12 protein-coding genes and 1 tRNA gene are annotated in these 17,778 nt (G+C 54.4%); 5 read left to right on the top strand and 8 right to left on the bottom strand.

Features of this window, described 5'->3' with window-relative positions; all coding sequences use genetic code 11:
* The first annotated feature begins 699 nt into the window (after nucleotides 1-699).
* The 4 genes from HB393_RS09570 (at nucleotide 700) to HB393_RS09555 (ending at nucleotide 8,723) form a co-directional block, all read left to right on the top strand.
* A complete protein-coding gene (locus tag HB393_RS09570; RefSeq protein WP_213804949.1) occupies nucleotides 700-1,548 on the top strand; it encodes a hypothetical protein in 849 nt (282 codons plus the stop codon).
* A 52-nt stretch (nucleotides 1,549-1,600) separates the two neighbouring features.
* Entirely contained in the window at nucleotides 1,601-7,036 is a 5,436-nt protein-coding gene (locus HB393_RS09565; protein WP_213804948.1) for an RHS repeat-associated core domain-containing protein, read from the top strand.
* 8 nt (nucleotides 7,037-7,044) lie between these two features.
* Complete coding sequence (locus HB393_RS09560) at nucleotides 7,045-7,329, top strand: hypothetical protein (protein WP_213804947.1); 285 nt, start codon at nucleotides 7,045-7,047, stop codon at nucleotides 7,327-7,329.
* A 941-nt stretch (nucleotides 7,330-8,270) separates the two neighbouring features.
* Nucleotides 8,271-8,723 carry a hypothetical protein gene (locus tag HB393_RS09555; protein WP_213805145.1) on the top strand — a complete coding sequence of 151 codons (453 nt, stop codon included), beginning with the start codon at nucleotides 8,271-8,273 and terminating at the stop codon, nucleotides 8,721-8,723.
* A 365-nt stretch (nucleotides 8,724-9,088) separates the two neighbouring features.
* Here the strand turns inward: HB393_RS09555 and HB393_RS09545 are convergent, their stop codons facing one another.
* The 3 genes from HB393_RS09545 to HB393_RS09535 all read right to left on the bottom strand — a co-directional run bounded on the left by HB393_RS09545 (nucleotide 9,089) and on the right by HB393_RS09535 (nucleotide 11,178).
* Nucleotides 9,089-10,147 (bottom strand): nucleotidyl transferase AbiEii/AbiGii toxin family protein, encoded by a 1,059-nt coding sequence (locus HB393_RS09545; protein ID WP_213804945.1) that lies wholly within the window; start codon nucleotides 10,145-10,147, stop codon nucleotides 9,089-9,091.
* Nucleotides 10,140-10,871 carry a DUF6088 family protein gene (locus tag HB393_RS09540; RefSeq protein ID WP_213804944.1) on the bottom strand — a complete coding sequence of 244 codons (732 nt, stop codon included), beginning with the start codon at nucleotides 10,869-10,871 and terminating at the stop codon, nucleotides 10,140-10,142. The genes HB393_RS09545 and HB393_RS09540 overlap by 8 nt, the downstream gene beginning before the upstream one ends.
* Nucleotides 10,872-11,101: 230 nt before the next feature.
* Nucleotides 11,102-11,178 (bottom strand) — tRNA-Arg (locus tag HB393_RS09535).
* 96 nt (nucleotides 11,179-11,274) lie between these two features.
* Between HB393_RS09535 and ispG the strand changes: the two genes are divergently transcribed.
* Nucleotides 11,275-12,507, top strand: a complete 1,233-nt coding sequence (gene ispG / locus HB393_RS09530) for a flavodoxin-dependent (E)-4-hydroxy-3-methylbut-2-enyl-diphosphate synthase (protein ID WP_213804943.1) — start codon at nucleotides 11,275-11,277, stop codon at nucleotides 12,505-12,507.
* A 17-nt stretch (nucleotides 12,508-12,524) separates the two neighbouring features.
* Here the strand turns inward: ispG and HB393_RS09525 are convergent, their stop codons facing one another.
* The 5 genes from HB393_RS09525 to HB393_RS25645 all read right to left on the bottom strand — a co-directional run bounded on the left by HB393_RS09525 (nucleotide 12,525) and on the right by HB393_RS25645 (nucleotide 17,733).
* On the bottom strand, nucleotides 12,525-13,691 hold the full coding sequence (locus HB393_RS09525; RefSeq protein ID WP_255550948.1) for a glycosyltransferase: 1,167 nt from the start codon (nucleotides 13,689-13,691) through the stop codon (nucleotides 12,525-12,527).
* Between the two features lie 85 nt (nucleotides 13,692-13,776).
* Complete coding sequence (locus HB393_RS09520; RefSeq protein WP_213804942.1) at nucleotides 13,777-15,048, bottom strand: MFS transporter; 1,272 nt, start codon at nucleotides 15,046-15,048, stop codon at nucleotides 13,777-13,779.
* A 274-nt stretch (nucleotides 15,049-15,322) separates the two neighbouring features.
* Nucleotides 15,323-15,754, bottom strand: coding sequence for a preQ(1) synthase (gene queF / locus HB393_RS09515; protein WP_255550947.1), 432 nt, complete (start codon nucleotides 15,752-15,754; stop codon nucleotides 15,323-15,325).
* Between the two features lie 697 nt (nucleotides 15,755-16,451).
* Nucleotides 16,452-17,552, bottom strand: coding sequence for a M48 family metallopeptidase (locus HB393_RS09510; protein ID WP_345945137.1), 1,101 nt, complete (start codon nucleotides 17,550-17,552; stop codon nucleotides 16,452-16,454).
* Nucleotides 17,497-17,733, bottom strand: coding sequence for a hypothetical protein (locus tag HB393_RS25645; protein ID WP_345945141.1), 237 nt, complete (start codon nucleotides 17,731-17,733; stop codon nucleotides 17,497-17,499). Before HB393_RS25645 ends, HB393_RS09510 begins: the two co-directional genes overlap by 56 nt.
* Between the last annotated feature and the right edge of the window lie 45 nt (nucleotides 17,734-17,778).

The following is a 17,778-nucleotide window of genomic DNA, read 5'->3' as shown; positions in this document are numbered from 1 at the left end:
CGGTTTGCTTAAAGGAGCGTTCTGTCGGTCGATTGACAGATCTAAGAGGTAACCGAATGGGAGTCTTATCCAGTCGGGGGAGACGGTGGAATCGAATCACTTTGCACCTCCGCTGACATCACTGCGTCAGCATGGCGCAAATGTAAGTGCTGACTCCCCACAGCGTCCAATGACTTCTAGGGATTGCATTATTCCATTTAGGAATAATGATGCAAGAACACAGGCGAAAGAGTCCCTTGCAGCTCGCAGTCGCCGAGGATTTTCGGGCGTTCCATTCGATTTCGAAAGACGACAAAAGGCAAGGAGTCTAATCAAGAATAAATCGGTAATATTCTGGATTGACAACCCAGTGTAATCCGGCATCGTTACCGGTATGCCAAACACTGAGCGTAAAGCGACCGCGTTCGACTCTCCGATGGTCAGGTATGTGCTGATCACTGCCCACAATGCCGGTGCTCAGTTCAGAAAAATGACACGAAGCCGGGTAGGGCTGTAGGACTACAGCGAGGCAGATTTCCGTTCGGACCGACTTCACCTTAGTGAGCAGGTTTCCAGTAACTTCGTATTGGAAATTGTCATTTAATTGTCACCACAGCCATAAAGACCGAAAATTTAATGGCGAGATTACCTAGTTCGGATATGTTGAGAGAGTTCTTTCTTAAGATATTTCAACTTCCGGTTCCCAGAGGATTTCGAACCATGAGAATTTCTGTTCGTTTGCTGCGCCGTTCCTGCCCTCTTGCCACATCCTCCTCAATCCCTACGCGTGAAACCAGCCGAGAGTTTTCGCTCTGCGACGGAATCCAGCATAAACTTTTCGCACTCTTTGGGCTAGCGTTTCTCGTCCAGGCATTCATCTATGAACCGAAGATGCACTGCCAGACCGCAAATATGGATGCTGTGCGCAGTGATGACGCGATCGCGTTTCTTCAAAATAGTCTTCACGCGATGAACGATCACAATATCTCGAACGGTAATTTTACCTGTTCCGTTAGAGGAGTAATTTCTAGGTCGAATCAATCAACTACGCCTGTTGCGCAGTGGAGCGAGACGTTGCAGCAAAATTTGAGACAGTCCGTAAATGCCACTACTGGCCAAGAGTCCGTTGCAAGCGCAACAGCAGTAAGCGCGAATGCTCTGCAAGTTGGGATTAGTAACACCAACTTGGATGCATGGATGCATTTTCCCCAATATGCAATTAGCCGTCTCTCCTTAGATCCTTCTTTCTCTTTGAAGCTTCAGAGGTTGAAAGACGGATCCGCAGTGCTCACGGCGATAAGAACACTTCGGGGAATTGAAATCACGCAAACCAGACAGATATGGTACTTCTCGGTTTCGACATTCTTGCCGACAAAGGTTGTTTATTTCCTAAGCAACCCCAAAAACAACCGGTTCACCATCCAGAAATCGATCGAATACGGCGGATTTGAGGAGCTAGGTCGAATGCAATTACCGAAGCAGTACGTGACTCATACTCCTTCGATCGCGGATAAAACGACCACAATCAGCGGTGTGGAATGTGCGCTCTTCAGTGAAAACTCGAAATAGTGAACTGGTGAGCGAACGTCAGTTCATTCAGACCACATAGATGGAAATCATAATGTCCAATTTGCGGCAAAGAATCTTCCTGTTTATTATCGTCCTCATTTGCATGTCCGATGGTGCATTGACCGCGCAGGTAGACACCACCCAGTCAGCTGGGATAAATCCATATCAATCATATGATCAGGATTCTTTCGGTTCAATAAACCATTTGAATGGATTACTCTCTGGGAATATTCCGCTGGCAACAATTCCTCAAAAGGGCGGTTTGAACCTAACATTCACTTTGCAGTTCACGGGTGGAAACGTTTGGCAACTGTTCGAGGAAGATCCAAACAGCGAAGGAGAATTTCAGAATATATTCTGGGCTCCTACGAACGGATTCGGACCCGTCATCACGAATAACTATCTATTTGCCTTACAGCAGACCAGTTCACAACAACCGGGAAGCTTCTCTACCGAATCTAGCTTCACCTTGGTTGATCCGCAACTTGGCTCACATTCGATGTTGAATGATGCAAATAATCTTAGCGTCCTTCACTCTTATGATGGAACAGGTTATGAGGTAAACGCATCCGGAAATATCTTGCTACCCAACGGCACCACAATCACTGCATCTTTTTCTAACGGATTTCAACAGACCGTTCAGGATCTTGACGGAAATACCATTCAAATGCAATTGACGGAACCGTTTGAGGGCGTGCTTGGTTCAATTCGAGACAGCGTAGGTCGAGTTATTCAAGATCTCTCCGAGACAGTCGCTACTGATGGACCAGGCCCGCATACTCAGTTACCATCGTGGGCTACAACCTCAACCGCAGGATGTCCGGCTCTAGGTTACTCTAATCAATCCGCAGTCGGGAGTTTTACCTGGCAACTCCCGGGGGTGAATGAGGTTGCCGCTGATTTCTTGATCTGCTACACACAAATCAACTACAAGATCAGTACCACTGTCTCTGGCCAAGGCTCATCATTTGAAATACAGAGTATTGTGCTTCCGAATAGAACATACTGGGCGTTTCAGTATGACTCTACTGATTCTTCATTCTCCTCTTTAGCTCTTGGGAATATCACCAAAATTACAAATCCTGCGGGAGCCAGCGCCACTTATACTTATGCGGGTGTCCTTCCTTGTTCAGGCGGAACCGGAAGCGTCCAAATTTATGGAGTTAAGAGTAAAGTGTTGAGCACTGTCACGGGAAGCAGCGCACAATGGCAGTATTCTTATCTAATACCTAAGAGCGGAAATGAAGTCAATTACTCTCTTATTACTGATCCCGCTGGAAACGACGAGGAAATAGACTACACGGGTATACCTGTTCAGACGTGTCAAAACTACGAGATTTCTGATATTCGGTATCAAGGATCGATGCAGGGAGGTGCGATTGCTAGCCAGGTTAATACCGACTATTTCAATACTAATCCTAGGGTATCAACGGGACTCTTTACGGGAGCAGATAGTGTTCTTCCGAAGGACACTATTACGATTGAAGGAGGAGTTAGCACTACGACGAGCTATCAATATGAACAATCATTCAGCGCTGCAGAAGCGCTTTGTGACGACGGGACCTGCCAGCCAGACATCGTTACAGTGATTCCTTTTGGAATGAAGACGGACGAGAGCATCATTGACTATAGCGGCAAGAAAATTCGGGACATTACCACGCACTATATATGGCAGAGCAACCCGTCGTATCTCACCGCCAATATCATGGCTGCGGTAAATATCTCAACAGTATTGGATGGCAGTGGCAACCAGATGAGTCAAACGACGACATCGTTCGATGAATCCTCCTATGTTCCTTACACAGGAGCTCATGGACACGCGACAACTGTGTCAATGGCTAATAATAACGGAGCTCCGGTTGTCACCCACACTGCATGGAATGCGACTGGCATGGTGGATCACGTCATCGACGCCAGGGGGAATACAGCTGCACAGTACGCGTATAGTTCTCAATATGACGGGCTCTACCCTACTACACTGACCAATGCTGCTGGGCAGTCAACCAATTATGGGTACGATTTCAATACAGGGCAACTAGCGAGTGCGACAGACGCCAATAATCAAACCACTACAAATAGTTATTATCCGTATGGGTGGCTAAAGTCGACGCAGTATCCTGATGGCGGCAGTGTTCAGTATGTATATTCTCAGGATCAGGGATCAATTTCATCTGACAATCCTCCTGCCGTAACTCAAACCGTAGCTACTGGAGAAACCGGTGGGCCTATGGTTCAAAAGTCGATCTATGATGGACTCGGAAGAGTCATTCAGACGCAAAGGCAGTCCGATCCAGAGGGTGCCGTCTTCGCGGATACAACCTACGATGGACTAGGTCGTGTGGTCGCTGTGTCGAATCCGTACCGTTCGACCTCGGACCCAACGTATGGTGTGACTTCCTTTACCTACGATGCTTTGAGTCGGAGGCTGTTGCAGTGCCAGCCAGATAACGGAAGTCAACCTGGGAAGTGTCAGCCGGGGACAGGCTACCAGCAATGGTCGTACAGCGGAAATTTGACGACGTTCAGAGACGAGGCAGGCCACTCGTGGAGCAGAACATCGGATGCGCTGGGACGCTTGACCAATGTGGTAGAGCCCACCGGGGCTTCAACCGGCTATGTCTACGACGCGTTGAATAATCTGGTTACCGTGAATCAACTTGGTGTACCGGGCGAGACTCCACGCACGCGTAGCTTTGTCTATGACAGTTTGTCCCGTTTGACCTCTGCCGCGAATCCCGAGACGGGCACGATTGGGTATGGTTATGACGCAAATGGGAACATGACTAGCAAGTCGGATGCGCGGGGAGTAACAGTTAACTACGTCTATGACGCCCTGAATCGACTGACTACTAAGAGTTCGGCAGGAGTTAGCGGGATTCCCGGATTCAACTATCTCTACGGCTATGACACTGTGGGTGGGGGAGCAAACCCGAATGGTATTGGTCATCTGCTATTTACTGCGACGGACCCTGGTGTCATCGGTGGGGTCGGCATAGAGTATTTCTACGACACGATGGGAAGGCTGATCACTCAGACAACCTCTTTGCCATCGACCCCGGACGCCCACGTCACTATGTCAGCGACCTATGATCTGGCGGGCAATGTTACTTCCTTGACGTACCCTGACGGGCGGGTCGTTAATCAGCAATGGAGCGGAGCGGGGCAACTCACGCAGGTGACGGATGGTAGCGGCTACGCATATATGACGCCGCAGAGTACCTATTATCCGGATGGAACTTCCAATACAGTCTGGCGTGGCAACGGGGTGGCCAGCGGGGTTCTCCTGAATAATCGCTTGCAGACCTGGGCCTGGAATGTCGTCCGGCAGGGACCGAATGCACTAGGAAGCTTCAGTGGGAACACCGGTCTCCTCTTGAAGGAGCTGTGCTATGGTCCGGCAATAGCATCCCCCAGTCCTAACGCTATTCCCGCCTGTCCGTCATTCGGAGTCGCCAATAGCGGCAACATTTGGCAGATCATTGACCCCGTCACCTCGCGCACTCAAACCTTCAGCTACGACCCCCTGAACCGACTTACCTCCTTTATTCAAGCAGATGGGAGCATGCAACAAACCTATAAGTACGATTCCTTTGGTAATCTCAACCAAACTTCCCCAGGTACATTTCAGGATGACATAACAGTCCTGCCGAACAATCAACTCCAGGGAGTCGGCTACGGGGCCTCGGGGAATACGACGGCCTACGACAATGGGGTCTTCACGACGAGTTATACCTACGATGCTGAGAACAAGCTCAGCATCGTCAACGGGGGCGCTGCTACTTATACCTACGACGCGAGTGGAAATCGAGCCCGTAAGGATGTGGGCAGCAACTGGGAGGAGTACGTCCAGTTCAATGGTCAAACGCTTGCGGAGAAGAACCAGGATGGCACATGGAGAGACTATATCTTCGCCAACGGTCAACGTCTGGCACGGGCTGACGACTACGATATCCGCATCCATATGAGCGGCACGAACTGTTCGGGTTGCGGCAGTACGAACACCTTTGCTGGCACCGTATCTCTGACGGGTGCCGTCCTTGGAACTGTTGTTCAGAATGGCGACCTGCTCACCTGGAGGCAGTTTCAGGATGGGGTGGGGAGGGGCGGAATCAGCGTCGCCTTCAACAATAATACGGTGGGTAGCTCTGGTGTAAAACTTGCCCTCGACGGTCAGTTGGCGGACGCGGATACGAGGACTGGTGGCTGGTTCTTCCGAGAGCTTGACCTAAGTGAATACCAGGGAATGACCTTCTCAAGTGTTAATCTCTACAATTATCAGGGAGGTGCTCCGGGCAATTGGGACATCTATCTGGGAGATATCACGTTGGTTCACGCGGACGGGACAGCCATTCCTCTCTACTACCGCACTTTGGGCGGAATAGTCCCTTTCGGTCCGGGAGCAGCAGAAAGCAATGTAAGCGTAATTACTGAGAAGGTCACCGATCCATCTTTCCTCAACACGGCTTACTTTCATGGCGATCAGGTCGGTTCTAACCAGGTGATGACAGATACCGCTGGCTGGCCGATTTTTTCGACCAAGTACTATCCCTTTGGAGTCGAGGGAGCAGTGCAACCCCAGATTACTCCAGGGACAGGAAACGCCTATAGATTTACCGGCAAAGAACGAGACTCAGAATCCCAACTCGATTACTTCGGATCTAGATACTACAACTTCAATCTGGGAAGGTTCATGAGCCCTGATGACGGGAACGACCCGGACCGAAGTGACCCACAGAGCTGGAATCTGTATGGTTATGCTCGAAACAATCCATTGACTAACATCGATCCCAGCGGGCAAGACTGCATCTACGCCAGTGGTCTCGGTAATGGCGGCGGCTATTTGGTGCGTGGGGATTGTGATAGCGACTCAGATAACGGCAGTTTCGTAAACGGAACTGTTGACGCGAGTTCTTTCAAGTACAATCCGAGCAACAATAGTTCTTCATTTAGCTATACACCGGATGGTGCAGGCCCGGGCGCAATAGGTACGGGAGTTATTCAAGGGCCGAACCTAAATGGTGGCTTCGGGGCTGGCAGCTTGGCCGCCGGTGTTTTTGGGGCTGGGAGTGCATCGACTTGGAGGAATGCAGCAGGAGTAGTAAACGCGGCTGGCACAGCTGAATTAATAGCAGCAAGCTTTATTTCAACACCTGCAGCTCTTGCTGGGGCGTTGTCCGGTTGCAACTCTGTCAATGCATCGTGTGTCGGAAGCGTAGGTTTAGCTGGGCTGTCGGGTGGCCTTGGAACCCTTGGACATGGGCTGACCGGTACAAGGCTGGCTACCACAGTTGCCGAACAACTAGCGCTCGAAGAAGCGGCATCGAATCCTACTACTGGTAAGGTATTAACGAATATAGTCCTTAAAGATCCAAGATGGCCTGCAACAGCAGGATGGGTAAAGAAAGAGCTTACGTCTCCGGGTGGCGTTGTGGTTCATTGGGTATACAACACCATAACCGGCGCAGCTGCTGACTTTAAACTTAAGTAGGAGAAGGAATGGGCGAAAAAAAGTTCGCTGCGGGAGATAGAGTGCGGATTTCTGACGACTTCTTCTGGGCTTTTGGCGCGAGCGGAATGATTTCAAAGCCGCCCGGCGAAATTACCGGAATTTCTGGAACGTGGGACGGAGAACTCACTCGACAAGAGATTAGCGCTCTGGGAACAAATACCGTTTACTGGGTTTGGTTCGACGAACCACAATATGATGCAGACGGAGAGGGCCCGTATCGAGGCGGATCGATCTGGGAAAGTGCTCTAACGATTCTCAAAGACAACGAATAATTGATTGACCTTGCGGTGATGCGGTTCGGTGATGGTATTGATTTGCTTCGGCAATCTGTATGACTACATCCGCCGTTTTTGCCATACAACACACGCAGCCCCAATTCCACTATACCGGCAAGGAAAGATGGAGAGTCGGGGCTCGATTACTTCGGGGCAAGCTACTATGCCAGCAATATGGGCCGCTTCATGTCGCCGGATGTTGGAGCTGATTTGGATGCTCTTCCCTATGCAGACCTAAAAACTCAAAGTCTCAATCTCTACGGCTACGTTCGAAAATAACCCTCTAACCTCGGTCGACCAAGACGGGCATGATGTGACCCTTTGCACCAACGGCCAAGCAGCGAATTACACCACCATTAACGATGATCAATGGAATGCGATACAGCGACGAATCGCGGCTGGTAACAGCAGGGAGCGACTGTCGATGGTAAGGGGTTCTTGGGACCCGGGACAATCATGTGCGGCGGGTCAGCGTGTGGGATCGCCGCTTATTCTGAGCGAGGTCTGCAGGATGTAAGTGCCGGACAACTCCTAATGCCCGCTCCGATTGGAAAACTGGTCGGGGCTATGGCAGGCCCTATTCTTGGAAAAGTTGGCGAAATGGTTGGCAAAGTCTTGAGCAAAGGAGAAGAAGCTGCAGGGGCCGAGTCCGACGCGGCAACGGTGGTTGGCAGAAAGGGCGCACTACAAATATAGCTCCCGGAACAAATTCGCGAACGACTATAGGCGGAACATATTACTCGGGGCACGCTCTTGATCAGATGCAGGGTAGGGGTCTCGTACCTTCAGTAGTAGAGGACACAATCAGACCGGTATAAAGTCACCTGGAAATACGCCGGGAACCTCCGTGTTTCAAAGTGGGCAGGCCAGGGTAGTAACCAATAGTCAAGGTGGCGTAGTGACCGCCATACCTCGCTCTCAGTGAGGCAGTAAGGGGAATGAAGATGAACAACATTGCATCGATAGCTGGACAAGACGGCAAGCTAATAGTCGAAGTGCTAGGTTATGAAAATCCACAGGCCTCGAACGTAGACGATGCGAACTGGTTGGCAGTTTTACTCTCGGCAGTCGTAGGGCCGTTCGCGGGAAAGTTCCGAGTAGCTTTTACGGCCTACGATTTGTTGGCTCTGTACGAAAAACTGAAGACAGTCACGATGGCTTTCTCAGGCAGCGTCTTTTTTCAAAGTACAGAGGGCAACCTGTCTCTCGAAGTGAAGTTCGCTAGTAATGGGACCGCCACGCTTGAGGGTGTGATCCAACCTTCCGCGTCGTACAAGGCCTCGCTTCACTTCCGCTTCGAAATCGATGCTGGTGCACTCGCAGCTGCGGTTAAAGAACTGAGCACTCTTGTAGAGCACTTCCCAGCAAGGCTGGAAACGTCGGTGAACTGAGCCCCGCTAACTCCCTGCGACCGAGGATTCTGGCTCGCGATTCCTCCGTTGCCGCTAGCGAGCCCAGCTTCTATAATCTGCGCTCCAGCCGTGGAGTGATCGACACTTCCCTTGAGTGAGAAATCCGATTCCATTTCCATTGCGGCATCATTCGCAACCTTTTTAAGGTACTGCTGAAATGCCTGCGAGTACTTCCCAAGATCGTGTGCAAGACCGATCAATTCTCCCGCATGAGCCAGCCCAATCTTTTCAGCCAGAGATGAAGTGTGCTCTGCGACGGAAGAGAGATGCAAGCTCAGCTTCTGCCACTCCTTAGTATCGGAATTTCGTTTGGAATGAGCGTAGAAGCTCCTGTGCCCCATGAATTAGTTCCCCCTGTTTATACGTTGCTCCAGTTCCTCAATTCCAGCGAGAACCTCATCAACATTCGGTATCTTGCCGAATACCATGCCAGACATAGCTTCATAGTCCTGACGCAGAGCATCGAGCATCCCGTCATGAGGCATTAGGGCAAAGCTCCCGGCAATGGCAGAAGCAAGGTCAAGATCAGGTCGACTGAAGAACATCCGCGCGTGTCGAACGCAGTCCTCGGCCATTGCCATATCTCCGCTTGCTCTCCGGCCTATATCCGCAGCCAGGAGCCGGTAGACATCATAGTAATGCCGCGAGACGCGCTGCCCGCCTCCCTTCAACTCGCCACGGCGGTCCCACCACCGCCGCAGGCCATGCAAGATAACGATCTTGTCCCAAAAGGTGCGGCTGGAATCAACGGTCGTTACATTGCTGACCAACAGGTCAACACCTGGAAGATCGTCCGCGATGTACGGCTTGACGACGACGGGAGCATGAGGATCGAGCGCGGACTTTGCTCCTGATTCGATCTTGATGGCGCGACGGATGTACTCATTTCCTCCCGCCGTTGTGGTGGGATACCAGAGAAGCAAGCTCTGGCCGTCGGAATCATCAGGATCGGGTTCCACACGCGCCCGATTCGCATTCATTTTTGCAGATTGGAGTGTCTGCTGTAGCAGCTCGCTCAACTGCTCCAGCATCGATCCTTGAATATGGGCCTGGCAGGCATTTTTGATGGCCTCTATGCGAGCGTTGCGTTTCTTGCCGCTCAGGGCTTCCAGTTCCTCGACGGTCGCGGGCTGTCCAATGTCCTCCCGAAAGACGGTGATATCAATGTCCTCGGAGAAGCGTTCGATCAGGCCATAGCCCTTCGATAGCGAAGTGCCGCCTTTGAAGAGTAGGCGTGGCCCACCGGCCTTCAGTCCGTTGAAAAGCGCGTCGAGCGTCCAGCAAACCCAGAAGTCTTTTTCAATGTTCTGCTCGTTGGTGCGTAGCCGATCGGCAGCCCCGACAAAAAGGTCTCTGCGCTCTTCGTCGCTGGCTGCGAGCACGGTTTGAAAACCGTCAGTCATCGGTCGCTCGCCTTTTTGATGATCTGAGCCGGGGTCCGTGCGCTTTTGGAGGCTTCGCCTTTCCCACCGCCGGCTGCGCTGCAACATTCGCCTGTTGGAGCAGGTTACGCACGATTACCCGCATCCACTCCGGCAATGCCGACAGGCCGGTGCGCAAGTCATCCTGAATCGCCCGTCCATGATCGGGGTCTTTGAGGATGGAGACTAGGCGCTTCTGAAGGCTTCCGTCATCGGACGGGAGCATGTCGCGCAGCCAATGGAGTGCTTGGACAAATCGCATAGCGGGACGTCCAGCCCAGTAGAGGCGGCTCGGAGCGGCGGCCTGGAAGTCGAGGGTGAGGTTGCCTAGGGTAATGGGCCGCATCCGTCCGTCCGTGAGTACGCCAATGCTCGCCGGAACGGCGTCGGTAAGTCCAAGGTCGTTGGCGGCGGTGAGGCCATCGACTACCACCCGTACCTTGCCCTTACGAGTGAGCGCGTCAATCACGTCGCGCGGGTTGGGATAGGTTGGCCTTCCGGTGAGCCGGTTGTTCTGTGGGATGTCGTAGAAGCCGCGCGCGATCCGACGCAGGTCGTGGGAAGCAACCAGCCGATGGAGAGCCTGATCGACTGCAGTACGCGGCCCTAGGTCCGCGAAGTCTTCCGGCGTCCAGACGCGAGGCTGCGCCGGGGCAAAGATTCGGTTCCGGATGGCGGCTGGGATACTAGATTCCGAAATGGACATAGAGGCTAATGTCAGATAAATGCAGCAACTATCTTACATCCGGAGTGTAGCACGCGTAAGATAAATGCGACAAACTTCTGACTTAATTCCTATCGCTAACCCGCAGCCCGCAGCAACGAGTTGCAATGAGTCGAAAAAAGAGAGAGGTGTACCAAAGGTTGTACCAGCCTATGCTGGCTGAAAATCGGGCCTACGTGCAAGCTAGTAAGTATCCTATTTTATTGAAGTTGTGGTGGCCCGGGCAGGAGTCCAACCTGCGACCTTCGCGTTAGGAGTGCGCTGCTCTATGCAACTGAGCTACCGGGCCACATCACCCTAGTGTAACGCGACATCCCAACCTGAAAGCAACCACTTACACTCATTACGCGCTCCCGCCGATGGTAAACTTAAAGGTGGAGAATCTATGCCATCCATACAGCGCCGTCGTTCGGCCACCGTTCAAATCGGGGGAGTCCGCGTCGGTTCAGACGTGCCCGTCGTCGTCCAGTCGATGACCAATACCGACACCGCCGACGTCGAGTCCTCCATCCAGCAGATCGCCTCCCTCGCCCGTGCCGGCTCCGAGATGGTCCGCGTCACCGTCAACAACGACGACGCCGCCAAAGCCGTCCCCTACATCGTCGAAGGCATCGCCAAGAAGGGCTGGAACACCCCCATCATCGGCGACTTCCACTACAACGGCCACCAGCTTCTCAAGAAGTATCCCGACTGCGCCAAGGCCCTCGCCAAGTACCGTATCAACCCCGGCAACGTCTCCATCGGCCGCAAGGACGACGACAACTTCCGCACCATGGTTGAGGTCGCCGTCGAGCATCAGAAGCCCGTCCGCATCGGCGTCAACTGGGGCTCGCTCGACCAGGCCCTCCTCACCAAGATGATGGACGAGAACTCCAAATCCGCCTCCCCCCTCGACGCCCGCGACGTCATGATGGAGGCCATGGTCGTCTCCGCGCTCGACAACGCCGCCGCCGCTGAGCGCTACGGCCTCCGTCGCGACCAGATCATCCTCTCCGCCAAGGTCTCCGGCGTCCGCGACCTCATCGACGTCTACACCGAGCTCGCTCGCCGCTGCGACTACGCCCTCCACCTCGGCCTCACCGAAGCCGGCATGGGCATGAAGGGCGTCGTCGCCTCCACCGCCGGCCTCTCTCCCCTGCTCCTCGCCGGCATCGGCGACACCATCCGCGTCTCCCTCACCCCCACCCCGGGCGGCGACCGCTCCGAAGAGGTCCGCTGCGGCCAGCAGATCCTCCAGTCCCTCGGCATCCGTTCCTTTATGCCTCAGGTCACCTCCTGCCCCGGCTGCGGACGCACCACCTCCACCTACTTCCAGGAGCTCGCCGAGCGCATCCAGAACTACCTCGTCGAGTCCATGCCCGAGTGGAAAAAACAGTACCCCGGCGTCGAAGAGCTCAAGCTCGCCGTCATGGGCTGCATCGTCAACGGCCCCGGAGAGTCCAAGCACGCCAACATCGGCATCTCCCTCCCCGGCACCTTCGAGGAACCCAAGGCCCCCGTCTACGTCGACGGCAAGCTCTTCACCACCCTCAAGGGCGACCGCATCGTCGAAGAGTTCCAGGTCATCCTCGACGAGTACGTCCAGAAGCGCTACGGCAACGTCCTCGTCGAAGTCTAAGCAAGCTCACCCAAGCCTTACAAAACGCCGCCCCGTCCAAACAACGGAGCGGCGTTTTTACGTAGCTCCTTAAGCGAATAAAACGTCCCCCGCCACCACACTCCACCCTGCCACAGCGTGATCACCGCCGACCGCAGCAGCGCAAACACAAACACCACCGCACTCACCGGCGCCAGCAAAGCATTCCACGCTGAAATCCCCGACGTCCGCTGAAACAGCCAGTACCCATATCCAATCGCTGCAAACGTAATCGCCGCCGGCACTCTCGTCGGTCCAAAAACCACTCCCCCCGCCGGCGCAACGCAGAAGATCACCACCCACAGACACGCACCCAGCACCAGCGAGATGTGAAACCGAAACGCCGAAAAGACGTTCTTCGTCATCACATCCACGATTCCCCACACACCCGAAGCCCAGTGGACACTAACCAGCCCGCGCCCAAACGCGATCCGCTGCGCCAGCCCCGCCCCTTTGATCCGCCGAGCCAACGTCAGATCCTCCAGAATATCCATCCGCTGCGCCTCAAATCCCCCGATCGCCTCATACACAGCAGTCCGAACCAGATTGAACGCCCCAATCCCCACCGCATCTCGCTGCGCCTTCGGGTCCGCGACCTTCCACGGCCTCGGCCCCCAAACCCCAAAGATCTGTAGAAACCCCAGCAACGCCGCCTCATCCCACCGTCGAATGATCGTCGTCGGCACCGTCACCAGATGGTCCGCCCCGCCCGCCACCGCATACGCCACAGAGCGCCGCAGCGCATCCCGCCGATACATCACATCCGCGTCTGTAAACAGCAAAAACTCCGGCGCATCCACCGCTATCGCCGACCGCGCCGCCATCGCCATCGCATGAGTCTTACCCAGCCACCCCGGCGGCAGCTCGCGAACATGCATCACCCGCAGCCTCTCCGGAGCAGTAGCCGCCAAAGCATCCATAATCCCGCCAGTCTCATCATTTGACCGGTCGTCCACCGCGATCACCCGCACCCGCGCATAGTCCTGGTCGAGCAGCGTCCTCAGACACTCTCCCACATTCGCCGCCTCGTCCCTGGCAGGCACTATCACCGTAACCCACGGTGCCCCCTCCGGCTCAACGTCGAACCGCGCCTCCAGTAGATTCGGAACCCCCGGCAACCCACGAACAGCCGCGACCACCACCCACACCCAGGCAGCTGCTACCAACCATGCGACAGCGACCGCAGCGAATTGGAGGGTTACGTTCAGGGTCAGAGGTTGCGTTCAAGTCCATACTTTCAGACTTATAAAACTATGCCACAACCGGCCCATCGCTGTGCCTCAACGGAGGCGCAACCTTTGATCCAATGAAAAAGATAACGCTCCCCAACACCAGCGTAATCAGCGTCGACCCCAACCCCAACGCCAGGTTCGACCGGTCGCTAACCACTCCGATAATCCGCGGTGAAATCGCATCCCCCAGCAGGTGAATCATCAACAACTGTCCCGCCATCGCCGTCGCCCTCACCTCGGGACGTACCGCATTGATCGTCGAAGCATTGATCGGGCCAGTCCCCAGGAAGATTAGAAACACCGCCAGTGCCAGCCCCGGCAAAGTAAACGCCTTGGTCCCCAAAAGCTGCGGCCCAAAGAAACATACCACCGCCGGAGGCACCGCCAGCAGCGAACCAATCGCCGGCACCAGATACAGCGCCTTCCCATTGGTCCGCGACCACCGCTGCGCGATCGTCCCACCCACAATCGTCCCCAGCAGACCCGTCACCACCGTAATCGCCCCCATAAGGAACGCCGCGGAAGACTGGCTCCGCCCATCCACCCGTTGCAGAAACGACGGCATCCACCACGAGATCCCACCAATCGAAAACGTAACCGCCGCATACCCCAGAATCGAGCACAGGTAAGGCTTGTTCCGCACCAGCCCCAGCACAGTTCCCTTCTCCAGCTTTGCCCTGCCCTCGCTCTTACCCCGCGCCGGCTCCTTCATCAGCACCGCAATCAGCAACGCCAGAATCACCCCCGGCACCGCCGAAACGATAAACGACATCCTCCACCCGAAGTGCGCTCCCACCGTCCCACCCACCAGATACCCCAGTGCCGCTCCCACCGGAATCGCCACATTGAAGATCGTTAGCACCCGGTTCCGCTGATCCTCCGGATAAAAATCCGCCAGCAGCGCCGGAGCGAAGATCCCAAAGCTCGCCTCGCCAATCCCCAGCGCCGCGTGCCGCAGATTCAGCGAGTCATACGAGTGAACCGTAGCCGTAAGAAAATTGATCCCACTCCAGAACAACGCCGCAATCACGATCATCGGCTTACGCGGAAACCGATCGCCCAGCCAACCTGTAATCGGCGAGGTGGCCATATAAGCCACCATGAACCAAAGCGTCAGCGACCCAATCTGCGCATCCGTAATACGAAACTCGCCCTTCACCTGCTCTTGAACACCCGGCAGAATGTAACGGTCGATGTAATTAACAAAGTTCAGCGCGGTCAGCAACACCAGAGCAGTAGTAGCTCCAGCAACAGAAGCAACAGAAGGGCGAGGCTTAATCGCAGAAGTCATCAGCCGAAGGATATCAGCTTGCCCCTTGCAGCCCGGACTGCAAATGCCACATATCACCGACTCAACATCTTGATACGGACACAAAAACAGATCAGAAGAAAGAACGCTAAAACGCCTTTCGTCCAAGGAATAAATTAGCGCACCCAAACCAGAAAACAAGAAAAACAATCGCCGATTTCACAGAACAGCTACTGCAACAATTCACCTTGAGTCAAGACCAAATCGGTGGAATCCGTGAAAATCGGTGTTAAGCCGTCCTCACCACAGCCACAATCTAAGAGACCACAGGCCGCGGATAATAAGCCTCCACCACCGTAGAGATCCCACCCCGAGGCCGGAAGTCCCCTACCACCCTGCACCAAACCGGATCACAAGCCTTCACCACATCGTTCAAAACCTGGTTGACGATGTTCTCCTGAAAGATCCCCAGGTTCCGGTACGTAAACAGATACTCCTTCAGACTCTTCAACTCCAGACACTTCTCCCGCGGCATATACCGAATCGTAATCCGCCCAAAGTCCGGCAGACTCGTCTTGGGACAAACACTGGTGAACTCCGGATCGTCGACCAGAATCTCATAAGCCGCAAACTGATTCCGCCAGGTCTCAATCTCCGGAAAAGTAGCATCCAGCCCAGCCGCCGCATGGTCGTCCGTATACCCCGTCGTCCGCTTTACAGGAACCGCATCTTGCATCGTCGTAGTCATACCCCTATTTTATCCGCGAGCCCCACCCAAAATCCTCCACAAAAACGGGTGCCCCCTATCCAACAGCTTCATCGTCTGAAAGGGGGTAGCGGGCTGGAATCTCTACTCTCTCCCCGCCACAAATCCGGGTGCCCCACCCTTTTTGCAGTTTCATCGCAAATAGGGTGGGGTATCGTGCAAAGCCCGACCGCCTTCCTTCCATAACGCACCAAAGCCCGGGTGCCCCATCCTTCGCGCCTTTGTCTCTGGCGAAGGGTGGGAGCCCTGCTCTCCCACAGCCACAACGGGTGCACCACCTTCGCCACATTTCGGCTCTCCGGTACCATCACTCCAGCAACAGCCGAGAACGCAAATCTCCCATCAAAAATCCTGTCCCCCCCCAAAAACCCACCCGCAGCTCAACAACTAAAACAAAAATAAAGACTTACACCCAAAAAATATTCCCAACCAAAGTGGCACTTTAGTTATATTCAAACCCATAAAATAGAAACAGAGATCAAACAAAGAAAAGGCCCCAAAGGGCCTTTCGTTCTTTAACAAACAGAGAGAGCAGACAACAGACATAACCCTATTCCCTGCACGCATTTGGAAACAACCCATTTGCACAGAATAATTTAGCGGAGGCCAAGCCACATATCTCTCTCAAACGAAACCATTTATACCCAGGCAAGGGGGGGGAGGGACTCCCCCCGAACGACTAATTCCGTCGCCCCAAAGTGGGCCGGTCATCCGTACTGCTAGGGGAGTTCGGATTATTCGGGTCATTGTTCGTCCCGCCAGCACGCCGCAGAGTGGGTTTGTTCCCACCCTTGCCATCGTTCAGCTTCCGCTTATTCTCGATGCGGGCCAACCGGGCTTTCACATCGTCGAACTCCGAAGTCGTAACGACGTAGTCCGGACGCGCCGGCATGATCGTGGCAATCTCATCCTCCGAACGGTCGATCCGGTCCGGAGTCTGAGGATGGTCGGAGAACACCTTGGCCAGCGTCCCCGGCTTATGCTTCTCCAACGCGTCGATCTTCTCGAAGAACTGGATGAACGCCTGCGGATCATATCCAGCCTTATACATATACTGGAGACCAAGCCAGTCCGCCTGCGCCTCGTCACCGCGGGAGAACTTCAGAAACGCGATGGGAATGGCAAGCTGAGTCGCCTCATAGATTCCATAACCGGTCCAAGACCCCTGAGTAAAGATAATCAAGGGAATAGACCCAATCTGGGCGTAGTTCATCTTGGTCATCTGGCGGGCAGCATGGTGCGCGCAGACGTGCGCCGTCTCATGCGCCATAACGCCCGCAAGCTCCGCCTCCTCGTCTGCAGCCAGGATAAGACCGGAGTTGACGTAAAAGAAGCCGCCAGGCAGCGCCATGGCATTGATCTCGTCCGAATCGATCACCTTGATCGTGAAAGGAACCTTACAGTCGGAGTTCTTGACGATGTTCTGCCCAACCCGGTTCACGTACTCCACAACCACCGGATCGGTCACCAGGTGCGCAGACTTCTCGATCTCCATCGAGTAAGCTTTGCCGTTGCGGATCTCCCAATCCGTCGAGTACCAGTTCCCCATGCCGCGGCCGCCGATATTCCGGTTGCCGATCGCATTCACATCGTCTTCGCTGCCCGCCTTGATATGCGGATCCAGCGCCTCGCCGGGAGAAGGCAAGGAATCGGATTTAGGCACAGCCTTGTCCTTAATCTCCCGAGCCTCCTTATCGTCTAACGGAGCAGGTGGTTTATCAGCATCAGGACTCGTCGCCGGGGGAGTAGTAGGAGTCGGAGAGGGAGTGGCCGGAGGGATCGAAGAAGGCGTTGACGGAGGGGCCGAAGGCGTTGGCGAAGGAGTCGAAGGTGCCTGTGCTGGAGTTTGCCCATACGAAAGCGTGGAAAGGGCGACGAATGCGGCCAAACCGAACTGCGCGACGAAACGCATGGGAACTCTCCTGAATTTGGAACCGCTTCCCTACCGAACGCAGCTCCACACCTTTGGACGTAGTATGCGCCCTTTTGGTGAGCCCGGTCGAATT

Source organism: Granulicella sp. dw_53 (assembly GCF_018449545.1).
Classification (GTDB): domain Bacteria; phylum Acidobacteriota; class Terriglobia; order Terriglobales; family Acidobacteriaceae; genus Edaphobacter.
Note: the sequence above shows the minus strand (reverse complement) of the source record. Positions and strands in the feature narration are given on the sequence as shown.